Here is a 14,693-nt window from a genome sequence, read left to right as displayed (position 1 = left end):
CCGGAAGGCACGGAAATGGTTATGCCTGGCGACAACGTGACCGTTGACGTCGAGCTGATCGTTCCGATCGCGATGGAAGAAAAGCTTCGCTTCGCTATCCGCGAAGGCGGCCGCACCGTCGGTGCAGGCATCGTTGCTTCGATCATCGAGTAATTCATTCGGCTGCTCCGGTGGGGCAGCCGATTCGATGACATTATTATGATGCAGGCGGCGCAAGCCGCTTGCTTATTACACAGAAATGTTGCAAATGGCGCGCGAGCGCGATTTGCGTAACGCTTTGGATGACGAAGCGGCGACTAAACAAACAATAAGGTGGGTCAAAAGGCCCTGAAGAGTGGATAGGGGTGCCGTAACAGGCGTCTCTCTCGATCTTTGAAACCGGTGGTCCGCCTTAGGAAGAAAGAACAACCCGTGTCTTGCCTAAAGACATGTGGAAAAACAAACACAAGGATAACGTCGAATGAACGGCCAAAATATCCGCATTCGCCTGAAGGCGTTCGATCACCGGATTCTCGATGCTTCCACGCGCGAGATCGTGTCGACGGCGAAGCGCACCGGTGCTAGCGTCCGGGGCCCCGTTCCGCTTCCGACCCGCATCGAGAAGTTTACGGTCAACCGGTCCCCGCACATCGACAAGAAGAGTCGCGAACAGTTCGAGATGCGCACGCATAAGCGCCTGCTCGACATCGTAGATCCGACCCCGCAGACGGTAGACGCGCTGATGAAGCTCGATCTCGCCGCAGGTGTCGATGTTGAGATCAAGCTCTGAGCTTGCTCGAGCTGAGTTGGAAGGATTGAACCGATGCGTTCAGGTGTAATTGCACAGAAGGTGGGAATGACCCGCGTCTACAACGACGCCGGCGAGCATGTCCCGGTAACGGTACTGCGTTTGGAAGGCTGCCAGGTTGTGGCCCAGCGCACCGTAGAAAAGAATGGCTATACCGCGCTTCAGCTCGGTGCTGGCCAGGCCAAGGTCAAGAACACGTCCAAGGCCATGCGCGGCAACTTTGCCGTCGCTAACGTTGAGCCCAAGGCCAAGCTTCAGGAATTCCGCGTTTCGGAAGACCATCTGCTTGATGTTGGTACCGAGCTCAAGGCTGGTCACTTTGCCGCTGGTCAGCTCGTCGATGTCACCGGCACGACGATTGGTAAGGGCTTTGCCGGCGCTATGAAGCGCCACGGTTTCGGCGGTCTCCGCGCCACGCACGGTGTGTCCGTTTCGCACCGCTCGCATGGTTCGACGGGTTCGCGCCAGGATCCGGGCAAGGTTTTCAAGAACAAGAAGATGGCTGGTCACATGGGCCAGACGCGCGTGACGACGCAGAACCTTGAAGTGGTTTCGACCGATGAAGATCGCGGTCTGATCCTGATTAAGGGTGCAGTACCCGGTTCCAAGGGTGCCTGGATCATCGTGCGCGACGCCGTCAAGTCGGCAGCGAAGTAAGGGAGCCAGACCAATGGAATTGAACGTCAAGACCCTCGAGGGAAAAGACGCTGGGAAGGTTTCCCTTTCGGAAGCGATTTTCGGCCTTGAGCCCCGCGAAGATATTCTCGCCCGCGTTATCCGCTGGCAGCTTGCCAAGAAGCAGCAGGGCACGCACCAGGCAAAGGGCCGCGCAGACGTCTGGCGCACCGGCGCCAAGATGTACAAGCAGAAGGGTACGGGCCGCGCTCGTCACCATTCGGCTCGTGCTCCGCAGTTCCGCGGCGGTGGTAAGGCTCACGGCCCGGTTGCTCGCAGCCACGAACACGACCTTCCCAAGAAGGTTCGTGCACTTGGCCTGCGTCATGCGCTGTCTGCCAAGATCAAGGCAGACGAGCTGATCATCATCGATGATCTGGTCGCCAACGAAGCAAAGACGAAGGCTCTGGCCGGCGTATTCGCAACGCTGGGCCTCACCAACGCCCTCTTCATCGGCGGCGCCGAGCTCGACGGTAACTTCAAGCTCGCTGCACAGAACATCCCGAACATCGATGTTCTGCCGATCCAGGGCATCAACGTTTACGACATCGTCCGCCGCGGCAAGCTCGTGCTTTCCAAGGCTGCCGTTGAAGCGCTAGAGGAGCGATTCAAGTGACCGATCTCCGCCACTACGATGTGATCGTTTCTCCTGCGATCACCGAAAAGTCCACGCTGGTATCGGAAAACAACCAGGTTGTTTTCAATGTCGCCAAGAAGGCGACGAAGCCGGAAATCAAGGCTGCAGTCGAGGCGCTCTTCGGCGTCAAGGTAACCGCCGTCAACACTCTGCTGCGCAAGGGCAAGACCCGGCGTTTCCGCGGTTTTGTCGGCAAGCAGCAGGACGTGAAGAAGGCTGTCGTGACGTTGGCCGAAGGCCAGACGATCGACGTCTCCACCGGTCTCTGAGGATAGAAAAATGGCATTGAAAACATTCAATCCGACGACCCCGAGCCAGCGCCAGCTGGTCATCGTCGACCGTTCGGGCCTCTACAAGGGCAAGCCGGTCAAGTCGCTGACGGAAGGTCTGACCAAGAGCGGCGGTCGTAACAACCTCGGCCGCATCACGGCCCGCTTCATCGGCGGCGGTCACAAGCGTACCTATCGCATCATCGACTTCAAGCGTCGCAAGTTCGAGGTCGAAGGCACCGTTGAGCGTATCGAATACGACCCGAACCGCACGGCTTACATCGCGCTCGTCCGCTACTCCGACGGCGAACAGGCCTACATCCTCGCTCCGCAGCGTCTTGCTGCCGGCGACAAGGTCATCGCTTCCGACAAGGCTGTCGACGTCAAGCCCGGCAACACGATGCCGCTGCAGTACATCCCGGTCGGCTCCATCATCCACAACGTGGAAATGAAGCCGGGCAAGGGCGGTCAGATTGCCCGCTCTGCCGGTTCCTACGCGCAGCTCGTCGGCCGTGACCAGGGAATGGCGATCCTTCGCCTGAACTCGGGCGAACAGCGCCTCGTGCACGGCACCTGCCTTGCTTCGATCGGTGCGGTGTCCAACCCTGACCATGCCAACATCAACGACGGCAAGGCCGGTCGTACTGTTTGGCGCGGCAAGCGTCCGCATAACCGCGGCGTCGTCATGAACCCGGTCGACCATCCGCACGGCGGTGGTGAAGGCCGCACCTCTGGTGGTCGTCACCCGGTTTCTCCGTGGGGCAAGCCGACCAAGGGCAAGCGCACCCGGTCGAACAAGTCGACCGACAAGATGATCATGCGCTCGCGTCATCAGCGTAAGAAGTAAGAGAGGAAGTCCTCAATGGCTCGTTCAGTATGGAAAGGTCCGTTTGTTGACGGCTATCTTCTCAAGAAGGCTGAGAAGGTTCGTGAAGGCGGACGTGCAGAAGTAATCAAGATCTGGAGCCGTCGCTCCACGATCCTGCCGCAGTTCGTTGGTCTCACCTTCGGCGTCTACAACGGCAGCAAGCATGTTCCGGTCAGTGTCAATGAAGACATGGTCGGTCACAAATTCGGTGAATTCTCTCCGACCCGTACCTATTACGGTCACGGCGCGGACAAGAAGGCAAAGAGGAAGTAACGATGGGTAAGGCTAAAGCCGAACGCCGGCTGAAGGACAACGAGGCGCAAGCAGTCGCCCGTACGCTCCGCGTCAGCCCACAGAAGCTCAACCTGGTTGCTGCGGCCATCCGCGGCAAGAAGGTCGAGCGTGCACTCGCTGAGCTGGAATTCTCCCGCAAGCGCATCGCAGGCGCCGTCAAGAAGACGCTCGAATCTGCGATCGCCAACGCCGAGAACAACCATGACCTCGACGTCGACGCTCTCGTCGTCGCCGAGGCCTATGTCGGCAAGTCGATTGTCATGAAGCGCTTCCACGCTCGTGGCCGCGGCCGCGCATCGCGCATCGAACGTCCGTTCGCTCACCTGACGATCGTCGTTCGTGAAGTGCAGGCACAAGAGGAGGCCGCATAATGGGTCAGAAAATCAATCCGATTGGTTTCCGTCTTGGCATCAACCGTACTTGGGATAGCCGCTGGTTTGCGGACAATGCCGAATACGGTCAGCTCCTGCACGAAGACCTGAAGATGCGTAAGTTCGTCATGAGCGAACTGAAACAGGCCGGTATCTCCAAGGTGGTCATCGAGCGTCCGCACAAGAAGTGCCGCGTCACGATCCACTCGGCCCGTCCGGGTCTGATCATCGGCCGCAAGGGCGCCGACATCGACAAGCTCCGCAAGAAGCTGTCGGAAATGACGAACTCCGAAACGCACCTCAACATCGTTGAAGTGCGCAAGCCGGAAATCGACGCAACGCTCGTTGCTCAGTCGATCGCCCAGCAGCTCGAGCGCCGCGTGGCTTTCCGCCGCGCCATGAAGCGCGCCGTTCAGTCCGCGATGCGTCTTGGCGCCGAAGGCATCAAGATCACCTGCGCAGGCCGTCTCGGCGGTGCAGAAATCGCTCGTACGGAATGGTACCGCGAAGGCCGCGTTCCGCTGCACACCCTGCGCGCTGACATCGACTACGGTACGGCTGAAGCCGAAACCGCATTCGGTATCTGCGGCATCAAGGTCTGGATCTTCAAGGGCGAAATCCTTGAGCACGATCCGATGGCTTCCGAACGCCGCGCGCTGGAAGGCGACGCACAGGGCCCGGCAAGCCGCGAACGCGACCGTGGCGATCGTCGCCGCGAACGCGACAACGCGTAATTAGCGCTGGCGAAAGATAAGCTCGGAGAAGTAAGAAAATGTTGCAGCCAAAGCGTACTAAGTACCGCAAGCAGTTCAAGGGCCGCATCAAGGGCGTTGCCAAGGGCGGTTCCGACCTTGCCTTCGGCGAATTCGGCCTGAAGGCTCAGGAGCCGAACCGCGTTAACGCTCGTGAGATCGAGGCGGCTCGCCGCGCGATCACGCGTTACATGAAGCGCGCCGGCCGTGTTTGGATCCGCGTGTTCCCGGACGTTCCGGTAACCGCAAAGCCTACCGAAGTCCGTATGGGTAAGGGTAAGGGTTCCGTGGAATACTGGGCATGCAAGGTCAAGCCTGGTCGTATGATGTTCGAGATCGACGGTGTCTCCGAGGAAATCGCGCGTGAAGCGCTTCGCCTCGGCTCGGCCAAGCTCTCGGTCAAGACGCGCTTTGTACAGCGCATCGCAGAGTAAGGAGAAGGCACGATGAAAGCCGAAGAAGTACGCGGCCTCACGGCCGACCAGCTCAAGGACAAGCTTGCCGACCTGAAGAAGGAGCAGTTCAACCTGCGCTTCCAGAAGGCGACCGGTCAGCTCGAAAAGTCCTCGCGCATCGATGAAGTTCGCAAGGACATCGCCCGCGTGAAAACCATTGCTCGCCAGAAGGCGGCGGAAGCAAAGGCGTAAAGGAAGAAAAACATGCCGAAGCGCATTCTGCAGGGCGTCGTCGTTGGCGACAAGAACGAGAAGACTGTCGTAGTTCGCGTTGAGCGCCGTTTCGCTCACCCGCTGCTCCAGAAGACCGTTCGTCGTTCCAAGAAGTACAAGGCCCACGACGAAAACAACCAGTACAAGATCGGCGATATCGTCTCCATCGAGGAGTGCGCGCCGATCTCCAAGGACAAGCGCTGGACGGTTATTGCCGCCCAGGCCAAGTAAGAATTTTGCGCGAGGCCTTGCGTCTCGCGGAAATTTCTATATGAAGCAGCGTCGGAACGCTCGAATGCCGGGCGTTCTTTTGCTTTAAGCGCACGGAAGGTCCCATCTGGGAAACCACCCTGGCAACGATCTATCCCGCGCTATTCAAGCTATTGCCGTGTTTTCGCTGTCCTTGTGACGAGCGGCCGGCAGACATTTTTCATAAGCCGGAAGAGGGGGCTTTGCCCAACCATTCCGGTAGGAACAAGAAGGCGACCTGATATGATTCAGATGCAAACAAACCTCGACGTCGCGGATAATTCCGGCGCACGTCGTGTCATGTGCATCAAGGTGCTGGGCGGCTCGAAGCGCAAGTATGCCTCGATCGGCGACGTCATCGTCGTTTCGATCAAGGAAGCTATTCCGCGCGGCCGTGTGAAGAAGGGTGACGTGATGAAGGCGGTTGTCGTTCGCACCGCCAAGGACATCCGTCGTCCGGATGGCTCTGTCATCCGCTTCGACACCAACGCAGCAGTCCTCATCGACAACAAAAAAGAGCCGATCGGCACCCGTATCTTCGGACCGGTTCCGCGCGAATTGCGTGCGAAGAACCACATGAAGATCATCTCGCTGGCTCCCGAAGTACTGTAAGGAGCGGGAACGATGCAGAAGATTCGTAAGGGCGACAAGGTCGTCATGCTCGCAGGCAAGGACAAGGGCCGCACTGGCGAAGTCATCCAGGTCCTGCCGAAGGAAGATCGCGCCGTGGTTCGCGGCGTTAACGTCGTAAAGCGCCACCAGCGTCAGACGCAGACCCAGGAAGCCGGGATCATTTCCAAGGAAGCTTCGGTCCACCTGTCCAACGTCGCCATCGTCGACAAGGACGGCAAGCCGACCCGCGTCGGCTTCAAGGTTGTTGACGGCAAGAAGGTCCGCGTGGCTAAGCGTTCGGGAGAAGTGATCGATGGCTGAGGCAAAGTACGAGCCGCGGCTCAAGAAGGAATATGTCGAGCGGATCCGTAAGGCGATGCAGGAGAAGTTCTCCTACGCCAACGAGATGATGATCCCGAAGCTCGACAAGATCGTTATCAACATGGGTGTGGGCGAAGCCACGGCTGATTCTAAGAAGCCGACCGTTGCTGCTGCCGACCTGGCTGCCATCGCTGGCCAGAAGCCGGTCATCACCCGCGCACGTAACTCTATCGCTGGCTTCAAGGTCCGCGAAAACATGCCGATCGGCGCGAAGGTCACCCTGCGCGGCGCCCGCATGTACGAGTTCCTGGATCGCCTGGTCAACATCGCGCTTCCGCGCGTTCGCGACTTCCGCGGCCTGAACCCGAAGAGCTTTGACGGCCGTGGCAACTTCGCCATGGGCATCAAGGAGCACATTGTGTTCCCAGAAATCAACTACGACAAGGTTGATCAGATGTGGGGCATGGACATCATCGTTTGCACGACGGCAACGACCGACGACGAAGCTCGGGCGCTCCTCACGGAGTTCAGCTTCCCGTTCCGTCAGTAACCGTAACGACGAGCGTAGAAAAGGAACCTGACATGGCGAAGACAAGCGCAGTTGAAAAGAACAAGCGCCGCCGTAATACGGTCGCAAACCAGGCCGGCAAGCGTGCTGCCCTGAAGGCGATCATCATGAACCAGGCTCTTCCGATCGAAGAGCGGTTCAAGGCCTCGATCAAGCTGGCATCCCTGCCGCGTGACGGATCGAAGACCCGCATTCGCAACCGTTGCGAAGTGTCCGGTCGTCCGCGCGCTTATTACCGTAAACTGCGTATGTCGCGTATCGCGCTGCGCGAACTGGGCAATCTCGGCAAGGTGCCGGGCATCGTCAAGTCGAGCTGGTAAGGAGCAGGTTAGATGACAATGACTGATCCGTTGGGCGATATGCTCACCCGTATCCGCAACGGCGCTTCGCGTCGCAAGTCGTCGGTTTCGACGCCTGCTTCCAAGCTCCGTGCACGTGTTCTCGATGTCCTCCAGTCCGAAGGCTACATCCGTGGCTACTCCGTCGTCGATTTCGGCAACGGCAAGTCCGAACTGAACATCGAACTGAAGTACTATGAAGGCGCATCGGTGATCCGTGAGATCGGCCGTGTGTCCAAGCCGGGCCGCCGGGTTTATGTCTCGGTCAAGTCCATTCCGCAGGTCGCGAACGGCCTCGGCATCACCATCCTTTCGACCCCGAAGGGCGTGATGGCCGATCACCAGGCTCGCGAACAGAACGTTGGTGGCGAGGTTCTCTGCTCTGTCTTCTAAGACAGCGCAGGGTCTCCATAGCGAACAGACAGGATTGAAACATGTCTCGTATCGGTAAGAAGCCCGTTCAGGTACCTGCTGGGATCACGGCTACGGTCGATGGCCAGAAGGTTACTGCTAAGGGCCCGAAGGGCGAGCTGTTTTTCGTCGCAAACGACGAAATCAGCCTCAAGCTCGAAAACAATGCGGTCGTCGTAACGCCGCTGTCCCAGACGAAGGAAGCTCGTTCGAAGTGGGGCATGTCCCGCACGATGATCGAAAACATCTTCAAGGGCGTTAAGGACGGCTTCGAGCGCAAGCTCGAAATCAACGGCGTTGGTTACCGTGCCTCCCTGCAGGGCAAGAACCTGCAGCTGGCGCTCGGTTTCAGCCACGACGTGGTCTATGAACCGCCGCAGGGCATCACGATCGCTGTGCCGAAGCCGACGGAAATCGTCGTTACCGGCATCAACAAGCAGCAGGTCGGCCAGGTCGCCGCCGAGATCCGCGAATACCGCGGTCCGGAGCCCTACAAGGGCAAGGGCGTCAAGTATGCCGACGAGCGGATTGTCCGCAAAGAAGGCAAGAAGAAGTAAGGATCACGCGAAATGGCTAGCAGGAAAGAAGCACTTGCACGTCGTGCCAACCGCGTGCGCCGTCATCTCAAGTCGGTGGCCAATGGCCGTCCGCGCCTGTCGGTTCATCGCTCGTCGAAGAACATTTACGCTCAGGTTATCGACGATGTTGCCGGCAAGACCCTCGCCGCTGCATCGACCCTCGACAAGGATCTGCGCGGTTCTCTGAAGACCGGTGCTGACACAGCAGCAGCTGCCCTCGTTGGCAAGCTCGTCGCTGAGCGCGCCTCCAAGGCAGGTGTCACTGAGGTCGTATTCGATCGTGGCGCCTTCATCTATCACGGCCGCATCAAGGCCCTGGCAGATGCAGCCCGCGAAAGCGGTCTGACCTTCTAATCAGTTTCCGGCCGAAGGCTCTCGAGCCTCGGCCGGATTTCACCGGGCCGCAAACCGTTCCCTTGGGGAAGACGATGCGGTCCTCATTTTGTTTGCCGATTGCACCCGGAAAAGAAAAAGGAAGAGGACAATGGCACAGGAAAGAAGGCCGCAGCGGGAAGACCGCCAGAGCCGCGAAGAGCGCGATAGCGAATTCGTCGACAAGCTTGTCGCGATCAACCGCGTCGCCAAGGTCGTCAAGGGCGGCCGTCGTTTTGGTTTCGCAGCACTCGTCGTCGTCGGCGACCAGAAGGGCCGCGTAGGCTTCGGCCATGGCAAGGCACGCGAAGTGCCGGAAGCCATCCGCAAGGCAACCGAAGCAGCCAAGCGCGAACTGATCTTCGTACCGCTGCGTGACGGCCGTACGCTGCATCACGACGTTCATGGCCGTCATGGCGCCGGCAAGGTTCTGCTGCGCTCGGCCAAGGTCGGTACCGGTATCATCGCCGGCGGTCCGATGCGCGCCGTTTTCGAAACGCTCGGCGTTCACGACGTCGTCGCCAAGTCGACCGGTTCGTCGAACCCCTACAACATGGTTCGCGCTACCTTCGACGCTCTGAAGCACCAGGTTCACCCGAAGGACATCGCAGCTCAGCGCGGCATCAAGTATGCTACGCTCCAGGCTCGCCGTGCCGCTTCTGGCAACGCCTCTGAAGAATAAGAGGAGCTGACCAATGGCCAAGGCTACCAAGAAGGCTGAAGCGAAGACTGTTACGATCGAACAGATCGGCAGCCCGATTCGCCGTCCGGACGTCCAGCAGCGCACGCTGATCGGTCTCGGACTGAACAAGATGCACCGTCGCCGCACTCTGGAGGACACTCCGGCCGTTCGTGGCATGATCCGTGCAGTCCAGCATCTCGTTCGCGTCGTCGACGAGAAGTGAGTCCGGAGTAACGCTCATGAAACTCAATGAAATTAAAGATAACGAAGGCTCTACCCATAGCCGCAAGCGTCTTGGCCGTGGTATCGGCTCGGGCTCCGGCAAGACCGGTGGTCGTGGTGTAAAGGGTCAGAAGTCCCGTTCGGGCGTTGCCATCAACGGCTTCGAAGGCGGTCAGATGCCCATCTACCGTCGCCTGCCGAAGCGCGGCTTCAACAACATCTTCGCAGCCGACTATGTCGTCGTATCGCTGGCACGCATCCAGGCTGCCATCGACGCCGGCAAGCTCGACGCGAAGGCGACCATTGATGCGGCTGCTCTGAAGGCTGCCGGCGTCATCCGTCGCGCCAAGGACGGCGTTCGCGTTCTTGCCGATGGCGAGCTCAAGGCCAAGATCACCCTCGAAGTTGCAGGCGCTTCCAAGCCTGCCGTCGAGAAGATCGAAAAGGCTGGCGGCACGGCAACGCTTCTTTCTGCCGCAGCGGCAGAATAATAAACTGATGATATATCGCCCGGGGTGCTTCACACCGGGCGATTTTGCTCCCATATGTGAGCCTCACAAAAACCTACTTGGACGCATCCGCGTCGAGACGGTAAGACTGAAAACGAGGGTGAGGCATAGGGTTGCGCCAGCGATCCGTCCGAAGCCCGGTTTTTAAAAGAAATTCATACTGATTCCGGTGCCGGCCGACTCGAGAGCGCCCGGAATTGGTAGCGCGGAGAAACGCATGGCTTCTGCAGCGGAACAACTGGCTTCAAACCTCAATTTTTCGACCTTCGCCAAAGCCGAGGATCTTAAGAAGCGCCTGTGGTTCACACTGGCAGCTCTCCTCGTCTACCGGTTGGGTACGCATATTCCGCTTCCGGGCCTCAATCCACAGGCATACGCCCAGGCCTTCCAGGGCCAGGCTGGCGGCATTCTCGGCCTCTTCAACATGTTCTCGGGCGGCGCCGTACAGCGCATGGCGATCTTCGCGCTCGGCATCATGCCCTACATCTCCGCTTCGATCATCGTGCAGCTCATGACCTCGGTTGTGCCGGCGCTCGAAAACCTGAAGAAGGAAGGTGAGCAGGGCCGCAAGATCATCAACCAGTACACCCGCTACGGCACTGTCATCCTCGGCGCGCTTCAGGCCTACGGTATTGCCGTTGGTCTCGAGAGCGGCAACGGCCTCGTCGTCGATCCGGGCTGGTTCTTCAAGATTTCCACCGTTCTGACGCTGCTCGGCGGTACCATGTTCCTGATGTGGCTCGGTGAGCAGATCACCTCGCGCGGCATCGGCAACGGCATTTCGCTGATCATCTTCGCAGGCATTGCCGCTGGTCTTCCGACCGCTCTTGCCGGCACGTTGGAGCTCGGCCGTACTGGCGCGCTGTCGACGAGCCTCATTCTGCTCGTCATCGTCGTCGCGATCGCGGTCATCGCCGTGATCGTCTTCGTCGAGCGTGCGCAGCGCCGTCTGCTGATCCAGTATCCGAAGCGCCAGGTCGGCAACCGCATGTTCCAGGGTGATACCTCGCACCTGCCGCTGAAGTTGAACACTTCGGGCGTCATCCCGGCTATCTTTGCATCTTCGCTGCTGCTTCTGCCGGCGACGCTCGCGGGCTTTGCCAGCACGACGGCGATGCCCGCCTGGGCGACCTCCATCGTTGCAGCGCTTGGCCACGGCCAGCCGCTTTACATGGTGCTCTATGCTGCCCTCATCGCCTTCTTTGCCTTTTTCTACACGGCCATCGTCTTCAATCCGAAGGACACGGCCGATAACCTGAAGAAGCATGGCGGCTTTGTCCCGGGCATCCGCCCGGGTGATCGCACTGCCGAATATATCGACTACGTGCTGACCCGTATCACGGTGATCGGCGCTATCTATCTCGTCTTCGTCTGCATCCTGCCTGAGATTCTGGTGTCGCAAACCGGCATCCCATTATCCCTTGGTGGGACTTCGCTTTTGATCGTGGTTAGCGTAACTCTTGATACGGTGGCACAGATCCAGGGCCATCTGATCGCACAGCAGTACGAAGGCCTGATCAAGAAATCGAAGCTGCGTGGAGGAAAGAGGGGGCGATGAGACTTATACTTTTGGGGCCGCCGGGCGCGGGTAAGGGGACCCAGGCCCAGCGGATCGTGGAAAAGCATGGCATTCCGCAGCTTTCCACGGGTGACATGCTGCGCGCCGCCGTTCAGGCTGGTACTGAAGTCGGCAAGCGTGCCAAGGCTGTCATGGACGCCGGAAACCTGGTCTCGGACGAGATTGTCAATGCCATCGTCTCCGAACGAATCGATCAGCCCGATTGCGCCAACGGTTTCATCCTCGACGGCTTCCCGCGCACGCTCGTGCAGGCAGATGCCACAGAGGCAATGCTGAAGGCCAAGGGTCTCGATCTCTCGGTCGTCATCGAATTCCGTGTCGACGACAAGGAACTGGTCCGCCGCGTGGCAGGCCGTTACTCCTGCGCCGAGTGCGGCACCGTCTATCACGACTCGGACAAGGTCCCGGTTAAGGAAGGCGTCTGCGACAAGTGCGGTTCGACCCACTTCAAGCGTCGTCCCGACGACAATGCCGAGACCATGACCAAGCGTCTCGAGGTCTATTACAAGGAAACCTCGCCGCTGATCGGCTACTATTATGCCAAAGGCAAACTGAAGTCCGTGGATGGCATGGCCGAAATCGATCAGGTTACCACCGAGATCGAACGCATTCTTTCCAAGCTTTAAAGCTTTGAAAATAAACTTCGCGGGAGCGGTTGCTTTTTTGCACTGATTCCGCTAAACCGCGCCAACTCGCGACATTCCCTGCGATCGGCGCGGATTTCCCGAAGGAAATCCGGGTTCGATCGTTTTGTGATGTTACGAACCCGAATTTAATCGAGCGGCCTTTGGCTGCATAACGAAGCCCTATTGCCGGATGGCAACTGGAATGCAAGGAGAACAGGCGTGGCACGTATCGCTGGCGTCAACATCCCGACTGCAAAGCGCGTCGTCATCGCGCTGACCTACATTCACGGGATTGGATCGAAATTCGCGCAGGAAATCGTCGAGAAGGTCGGTATTCCGGCTGATCGCCGCGTTCATCAGCTCACGGACGCTGAAGTCCTTCAGATCCGCGAAACCATTGACCGTGACTATCACGTCGAAGGTGATCTTCGTCGCGAAACCTCGATGAACATCAAGCGTCTGATGGACCTCGGCTGCTACCGCGGCCTGCGTCACCGTCGTGGCCTTCCAGTCCGCGGTCAGCGCACGCACACCAATGCCCGCACCCGCAAGGGTCCGGCAAAGGCGATCGCTGGTAAGAAGAAGTAATTTCCGGGAAACCGGAGTGGGGAGGCTGGCGGTCTGCGCCGGCCTCTTTTGAGTTTGGAGCGGGGTCATATAGGCGCCGTTCCGGTGTAGCCGCTGGGATTACGGCGGTGAAGAGATCAACGAAAGGAATACCATGGCTAAGGAAGCCGTCCGCGTTCGCCGTCGCGAGCGCAAGAACATCTCGTCGGGTGTCGCTCACGTCAACTCGACCTTCAACAACACGATGATCACCATCACCGACGCGCAGGGCAATGCGATTGCTTGGTCGTCTGCTGGCGCTAAGGGCTTCAAGGGCTCACGCAAGTCGACCCCGTTCGCTGCCCAGATCGCTGCCGAAGACTGCGCCAAGAAGGCTCAGGAACATGGCATGAAGTCGCTGGAAGTCGAAGTCTGCGGCCCGGGTTCCGGCCGTGAATCGGCTCTGCGCGCGCTCCAGGCTGCCGGTTTCATGATCACGTCCATCCGCGACGTGACCCCGATCCCGCACAATGGCTGCCGTCCGCGCAAGAAGCGCCGCGTCTGATCATCGCTATCGTCACTGGTGAGCGCCTCGGCGCTCCCGGTGGTTTTCAAGCTCGGTTGCCACGATTGGATAGTGGCAACGAACGGAAGGCAAAATTATGATTCAGAAGAACTGGCAGGAATTGATCAAGCCGAACAAGGTGGAGTTCTCTTCGAGCTCGCGCACCAAGGCGACTCTCGTTGCAGAGCCGCTTGAGCGCGGTTTCGGCCTCACCCTCGGCAACGCGCTGCGCCGCGTTCTGCTCTCCTCTCTGCGCGGTGCCGCTGTTACGGCCGTGCAGATCGACGGCGTGCTGCATGAATTCTCCTCGATCCCGGGCGTTCGCGAGGACGTTACGGACATCGTGCTCAACATCAAGGAAATCGCCATCAAGATGGATGGCGACGATGCCAAACGCATGGTCGTGCGCAAGCAGGGTCCGGGTGTTGTAACGGCTGGCGACATCCAGACGGTCGGCGATATCGAAATCCTCAACCCCGAGCATGTCATCTGCACGCTCGACGAGGGTGCCGAGATCCGCATGGAGTTCACCGTCAACAACGGCAAGGGCTACGTTCCGGCTGAGCGCAATCGTGCGGAAGATGCTCCGATCGGCCTCATCCCGGTGGACAGCCTCTATTCGCCGGTCAAGAAAGTGTCCTACAAGGTTGAAAACACCCGCGAAGGACAGGTTCTCGACTACGACAAGCTGACCATGTCCATCGAAACCGATGGCTCTATTTCCGGCGAAGATGCCGTCGCTTTCGCGGCTCGCATCCTGCAGGACCAGCTTGGCGTCTTCGTCAACTTCGACGAACCGCAGAAGGAAACCGAAGAAGAGGCAGTCACCGAACTGGCCTTCAACCCGGCGCTCCTCAAGAAGGTGGACGAGCTCGAACTGTCCGTTCGTTCGGCAAACTGCCTGAAGAACGACAATATCGTCTACATCGGCGACCTCATTCAGAAGACCGAAGCAGAAATGCTCCGCACCCCGAACTTTGGTCGCAAGTCGCTCAACGAAATCAAGGAAGTTCTCGCTTCCATGGGCCTGCACCTCGGCATGGAAGTGCCTGCATGGCCGCCCGAGAACATCGAAGATCTCGCCAAGCGTTACGAAGACCAGTATTAAGAAACAAAAAGGCAGGCTTTTTACGGCTGCCTTTCCCCGTCAAACAGCAGGCCTATCGCCTGCATGTGCCAGGAAACGGCAGGCCC

26 protein-coding genes and 1 pseudogene are annotated in these 14,693 nt (G+C 59.0%); all 27 read left to right on the top strand.

Features of this window, described 5'->3' with window-relative positions; genetic code table 11:
• Positions 1-153 (top strand): annotated as a pseudogene (gene tuf / locus AB4Z13_RS16925) (elongation factor Tu); the annotation flags it as partial.
• Positions 154-460: 307 nt separating this feature from the next.
• The gene (rpsJ, locus tag AB4Z13_RS16920; protein ID WP_003547547.1) at positions 461-769 is read left to right on the top strand and encodes a 30S ribosomal protein S10; all 309 of its coding nucleotides are present in this window, start codon (positions 461-463) and stop codon (positions 767-769) included.
• Between the two features lie 33 nt (positions 770-802).
• Positions 803-1,444 carry a 50S ribosomal protein L3 gene (gene rplC / locus AB4Z13_RS16915; protein WP_007812859.1) on the top strand — a complete coding sequence of 214 codons (642 nt, stop codon included), beginning with the start codon at positions 803-805 and terminating at the stop codon, positions 1,442-1,444.
• 13 nt (positions 1,445-1,457) lie between these two features.
• A complete protein-coding gene (gene rplD, locus AB4Z13_RS16910; RefSeq protein WP_007812861.1) occupies positions 1,458-2,078 on the top strand; it encodes a 50S ribosomal protein L4 in 621 nt (206 codons plus the stop codon).
• A complete protein-coding gene (locus tag AB4Z13_RS16905; RefSeq protein WP_007812862.1) occupies positions 2,075-2,368 on the top strand; it encodes a 50S ribosomal protein L23 in 294 nt (97 codons plus the stop codon). The genes rplD and AB4Z13_RS16905 overlap by 4 nt, the downstream gene beginning before the upstream one ends.
• A 10-nt stretch (positions 2,369-2,378) precedes the next feature.
• Positions 2,379-3,215, top strand: a complete 837-nt coding sequence (rplB, locus tag AB4Z13_RS16900; RefSeq protein WP_442206358.1) for a 50S ribosomal protein L2 — start codon at positions 2,379-2,381, stop codon at positions 3,213-3,215.
• A 15-nt stretch (positions 3,216-3,230) separates the two neighbouring features.
• Entirely contained in the window at positions 3,231-3,509 is a 279-nt protein-coding gene (gene rpsS, locus AB4Z13_RS16895) for a 30S ribosomal protein S19 (protein WP_007531666.1), read from the top strand.
• A gap of 2 nt (positions 3,510-3,511) precedes the next feature.
• Positions 3,512-3,901, top strand: coding sequence for a 50S ribosomal protein L22 (gene rplV / locus AB4Z13_RS16890; RefSeq protein ID WP_007812866.1), 390 nt, complete (start codon positions 3,512-3,514; stop codon positions 3,899-3,901).
• Positions 3,901-4,635: a 30S ribosomal protein S3 gene (gene rpsC, locus AB4Z13_RS16885; protein ID WP_007812868.1), complete on the top strand. Its 735-nt coding sequence runs from the start codon at positions 3,901-3,903 to the stop codon at positions 4,633-4,635. Before rplV ends, rpsC begins: the two co-directional genes overlap by 1 nt.
• A 38-nt stretch (positions 4,636-4,673) precedes the next feature.
• Positions 4,674-5,087 (top strand): 50S ribosomal protein L16, encoded by a 414-nt coding sequence (gene rplP / locus AB4Z13_RS16880; protein WP_003573792.1) that lies wholly within the window; start codon positions 4,674-4,676, stop codon positions 5,085-5,087.
• A 12-nt stretch (positions 5,088-5,099) separates the two neighbouring features.
• Complete coding sequence (gene rpmC / locus AB4Z13_RS16875) at positions 5,100-5,300, top strand: 50S ribosomal protein L29 (protein WP_007812871.1); 201 nt, start codon at positions 5,100-5,102, stop codon at positions 5,298-5,300.
• Between the two features lie 12 nt (positions 5,301-5,312).
• On the top strand, positions 5,313-5,552 hold the full coding sequence (gene rpsQ, locus AB4Z13_RS16870; protein WP_007812872.1) for a 30S ribosomal protein S17: 240 nt from the start codon (positions 5,313-5,315) through the stop codon (positions 5,550-5,552).
• A gap of 261 nt (positions 5,553-5,813) precedes the next feature.
• Positions 5,814-6,182 (top strand): 50S ribosomal protein L14, encoded by a 369-nt coding sequence (gene rplN, locus AB4Z13_RS16865; RefSeq protein WP_003573790.1) that lies wholly within the window; start codon positions 5,814-5,816, stop codon positions 6,180-6,182.
• Positions 6,183-6,194: 12 nt separating this feature from the next.
• On the top strand, positions 6,195-6,503 hold the full coding sequence (gene rplX / locus AB4Z13_RS16860) for a 50S ribosomal protein L24 (RefSeq protein WP_037106636.1): 309 nt from the start codon (positions 6,195-6,197) through the stop codon (positions 6,501-6,503).
• Complete coding sequence (gene rplE, locus AB4Z13_RS16855) at positions 6,496-7,053, top strand: 50S ribosomal protein L5 (RefSeq protein WP_007812878.1); 558 nt, start codon at positions 6,496-6,498, stop codon at positions 7,051-7,053. Before rplX ends, rplE begins: the two co-directional genes overlap by 8 nt.
• A gap of 32 nt (positions 7,054-7,085) precedes the next feature.
• Entirely contained in the window at positions 7,086-7,391 is a 306-nt protein-coding gene (gene rpsN, locus AB4Z13_RS16850; RefSeq protein WP_007812880.1) for a 30S ribosomal protein S14, read from the top strand.
• Between the two features lie 12 nt (positions 7,392-7,403).
• Positions 7,404-7,802, top strand: coding sequence for a 30S ribosomal protein S8 (gene rpsH, locus AB4Z13_RS16845; RefSeq protein WP_004674934.1), 399 nt, complete (start codon positions 7,404-7,406; stop codon positions 7,800-7,802).
• Between the two features lie 41 nt (positions 7,803-7,843).
• The gene (rplF, locus tag AB4Z13_RS16840; protein ID WP_439014701.1) at positions 7,844-8,377 is read left to right on the top strand and encodes a 50S ribosomal protein L6; all 534 of its coding nucleotides are present in this window, start codon (positions 7,844-7,846) and stop codon (positions 8,375-8,377) included.
• A 12-nt stretch (positions 8,378-8,389) separates the two neighbouring features.
• Positions 8,390-8,752, top strand: a complete 363-nt coding sequence (gene rplR / locus AB4Z13_RS16835) for a 50S ribosomal protein L18 (protein WP_113297886.1) — start codon at positions 8,390-8,392, stop codon at positions 8,750-8,752.
• A gap of 130 nt (positions 8,753-8,882) precedes the next feature.
• Positions 8,883-9,452 (top strand): 30S ribosomal protein S5, encoded by a 570-nt coding sequence (rpsE, locus tag AB4Z13_RS16830; protein ID WP_007812885.1) that lies wholly within the window; start codon positions 8,883-8,885, stop codon positions 9,450-9,452.
• Positions 9,453-9,465: 13 nt separating this feature from the next.
• Complete coding sequence (rpmD, locus tag AB4Z13_RS16825; protein ID WP_007812887.1) at positions 9,466-9,675, top strand: 50S ribosomal protein L30; 210 nt, start codon at positions 9,466-9,468, stop codon at positions 9,673-9,675.
• A 16-nt stretch (positions 9,676-9,691) separates the two neighbouring features.
• The gene (gene rplO / locus AB4Z13_RS16820; RefSeq protein ID WP_113324621.1) at positions 9,692-10,165 is read left to right on the top strand and encodes a 50S ribosomal protein L15; all 474 of its coding nucleotides are present in this window, start codon (positions 9,692-9,694) and stop codon (positions 10,163-10,165) included.
• Between the two features lie 235 nt (positions 10,166-10,400).
• A complete protein-coding gene (gene secY / locus AB4Z13_RS16815) occupies positions 10,401-11,741 on the top strand; it encodes a preprotein translocase subunit SecY (RefSeq protein ID WP_439014702.1) in 1,341 nt (446 codons plus the stop codon).
• Positions 11,738-12,388 carry an adenylate kinase gene (locus AB4Z13_RS16810; protein WP_113324623.1) on the top strand — a complete coding sequence of 217 codons (651 nt, stop codon included), beginning with the start codon at positions 11,738-11,740 and terminating at the stop codon, positions 12,386-12,388. Before secY ends, AB4Z13_RS16810 begins: the two co-directional genes overlap by 4 nt.
• Positions 12,389-12,607: 219 nt before the next feature.
• Positions 12,608-12,976 carry a 30S ribosomal protein S13 gene (gene rpsM, locus AB4Z13_RS16805; RefSeq protein WP_439014703.1) on the top strand — a complete coding sequence of 123 codons (369 nt, stop codon included), beginning with the start codon at positions 12,608-12,610 and terminating at the stop codon, positions 12,974-12,976.
• Between the two features lie 133 nt (positions 12,977-13,109).
• Positions 13,110-13,499: a 30S ribosomal protein S11 gene (gene rpsK / locus AB4Z13_RS16800; RefSeq protein WP_003547577.1), complete on the top strand. Its 390-nt coding sequence runs from the start codon at positions 13,110-13,112 to the stop codon at positions 13,497-13,499.
• Positions 13,500-13,596: 97 nt separating this feature from the next.
• Positions 13,597-14,607, top strand: a complete 1,011-nt coding sequence (locus AB4Z13_RS16795) for a DNA-directed RNA polymerase subunit alpha (protein ID WP_007812895.1) — start codon at positions 13,597-13,599, stop codon at positions 14,605-14,607.
• Positions 14,608-14,693: the final 86 nt, after the last annotated feature.

This window comes from Rhizobium sp. YAF28 (genome assembly GCF_052113285.1).
In the GTDB taxonomy this organism is placed as follows: Bacteria; Pseudomonadota; Alphaproteobacteria; order Rhizobiales; family Rhizobiaceae; genus Rhizobium.
Note: the sequence above shows the minus strand (reverse complement) of the source record. Positions and strands in the feature narration are given on the sequence as shown.

Bases quoted from the DNA above. Each gene is read 5' to 3' on its own strand.
- rplX (WP_037106636.1), top strand. From the start codon at position 6,195: ATGCAGAAGATTCGTAAGGGCGACAAGGTCGTCATGCTCGCAGGCAAG.
- rplB (WP_442206358.1), top strand. From the start codon at position 2,379: ATGGCATTGAAAACATTCAATCCGACGACCCCGAGCCAGCGCCAGCTG.
- AB4Z13_RS16795 (WP_007812895.1), top strand. From the start codon at position 13,597: ATGATTCAGAAGAACTGGCAGGAATTGATCAAGCCGAACAAGGTGGAG.
- rplD (WP_007812861.1), top strand. From the start codon at position 1,458: ATGGAATTGAACGTCAAGACCCTCGAGGGAAAAGACGCTGGGAAGGTT.
- rpmC (WP_007812871.1), top strand. From the start codon at position 5,100: ATGAAAGCCGAAGAAGTACGCGGCCTCACGGCCGACCAGCTCAAGGAC.
- rpsH (WP_004674934.1), top strand. From the start codon at position 7,404: ATGACAATGACTGATCCGTTGGGCGATATGCTCACCCGTATCCGCAAC.
- rplR (WP_113297886.1), top strand. From the start codon at position 8,390: ATGGCTAGCAGGAAAGAAGCACTTGCACGTCGTGCCAACCGCGTGCGC.
- rpsN (WP_007812880.1), top strand. From the start codon at position 7,086: ATGGCGAAGACAAGCGCAGTTGAAAAGAACAAGCGCCGCCGTAATACG.
- rplN (WP_003573790.1), top strand. From the start codon at position 5,814: ATGATTCAGATGCAAACAAACCTCGACGTCGCGGATAATTCCGGCGCA.
- rpsQ (WP_007812872.1), top strand. From the start codon at position 5,313: ATGCCGAAGCGCATTCTGCAGGGCGTCGTCGTTGGCGACAAGAACGAG.
- rplV (WP_007812866.1), top strand. From the start codon at position 3,512: ATGGGTAAGGCTAAAGCCGAACGCCGGCTGAAGGACAACGAGGCGCAA.
- rpsC (WP_007812868.1), top strand. From the start codon at position 3,901: ATGGGTCAGAAAATCAATCCGATTGGTTTCCGTCTTGGCATCAACCGT.
- rplF (WP_439014701.1), top strand. From the start codon at position 7,844: ATGTCTCGTATCGGTAAGAAGCCCGTTCAGGTACCTGCTGGGATCACG.
- rpsJ (WP_003547547.1), top strand. From the start codon at position 461: ATGAACGGCCAAAATATCCGCATTCGCCTGAAGGCGTTCGATCACCGG.
- rpmD (WP_007812887.1), top strand. From the start codon at position 9,466: ATGGCCAAGGCTACCAAGAAGGCTGAAGCGAAGACTGTTACGATCGAA.
- rplO (WP_113324621.1), top strand. From the start codon at position 9,692: ATGAAACTCAATGAAATTAAAGATAACGAAGGCTCTACCCATAGCCGC.
- rplC (WP_007812859.1), top strand. From the start codon at position 803: ATGCGTTCAGGTGTAATTGCACAGAAGGTGGGAATGACCCGCGTCTAC.
- rplP (WP_003573792.1), top strand. From the start codon at position 4,674: ATGTTGCAGCCAAAGCGTACTAAGTACCGCAAGCAGTTCAAGGGCCGC.
- rpsE (WP_007812885.1), top strand. From the start codon at position 8,883: ATGGCACAGGAAAGAAGGCCGCAGCGGGAAGACCGCCAGAGCCGCGAA.
- rpsK (WP_003547577.1), top strand. From the start codon at position 13,110: ATGGCTAAGGAAGCCGTCCGCGTTCGCCGTCGCGAGCGCAAGAACATC.
- rplE (WP_007812878.1), top strand. From the start codon at position 6,496: ATGGCTGAGGCAAAGTACGAGCCGCGGCTCAAGAAGGAATATGTCGAG.
- AB4Z13_RS16810 (WP_113324623.1), top strand. From the start codon at position 11,738: ATGAGACTTATACTTTTGGGGCCGCCGGGCGCGGGTAAGGGGACCCAG.
- rpsS (WP_007531666.1), top strand. From the start codon at position 3,231: ATGGCTCGTTCAGTATGGAAAGGTCCGTTTGTTGACGGCTATCTTCTC.
- secY (WP_439014702.1), top strand. From the start codon at position 10,401: ATGGCTTCTGCAGCGGAACAACTGGCTTCAAACCTCAATTTTTCGACC.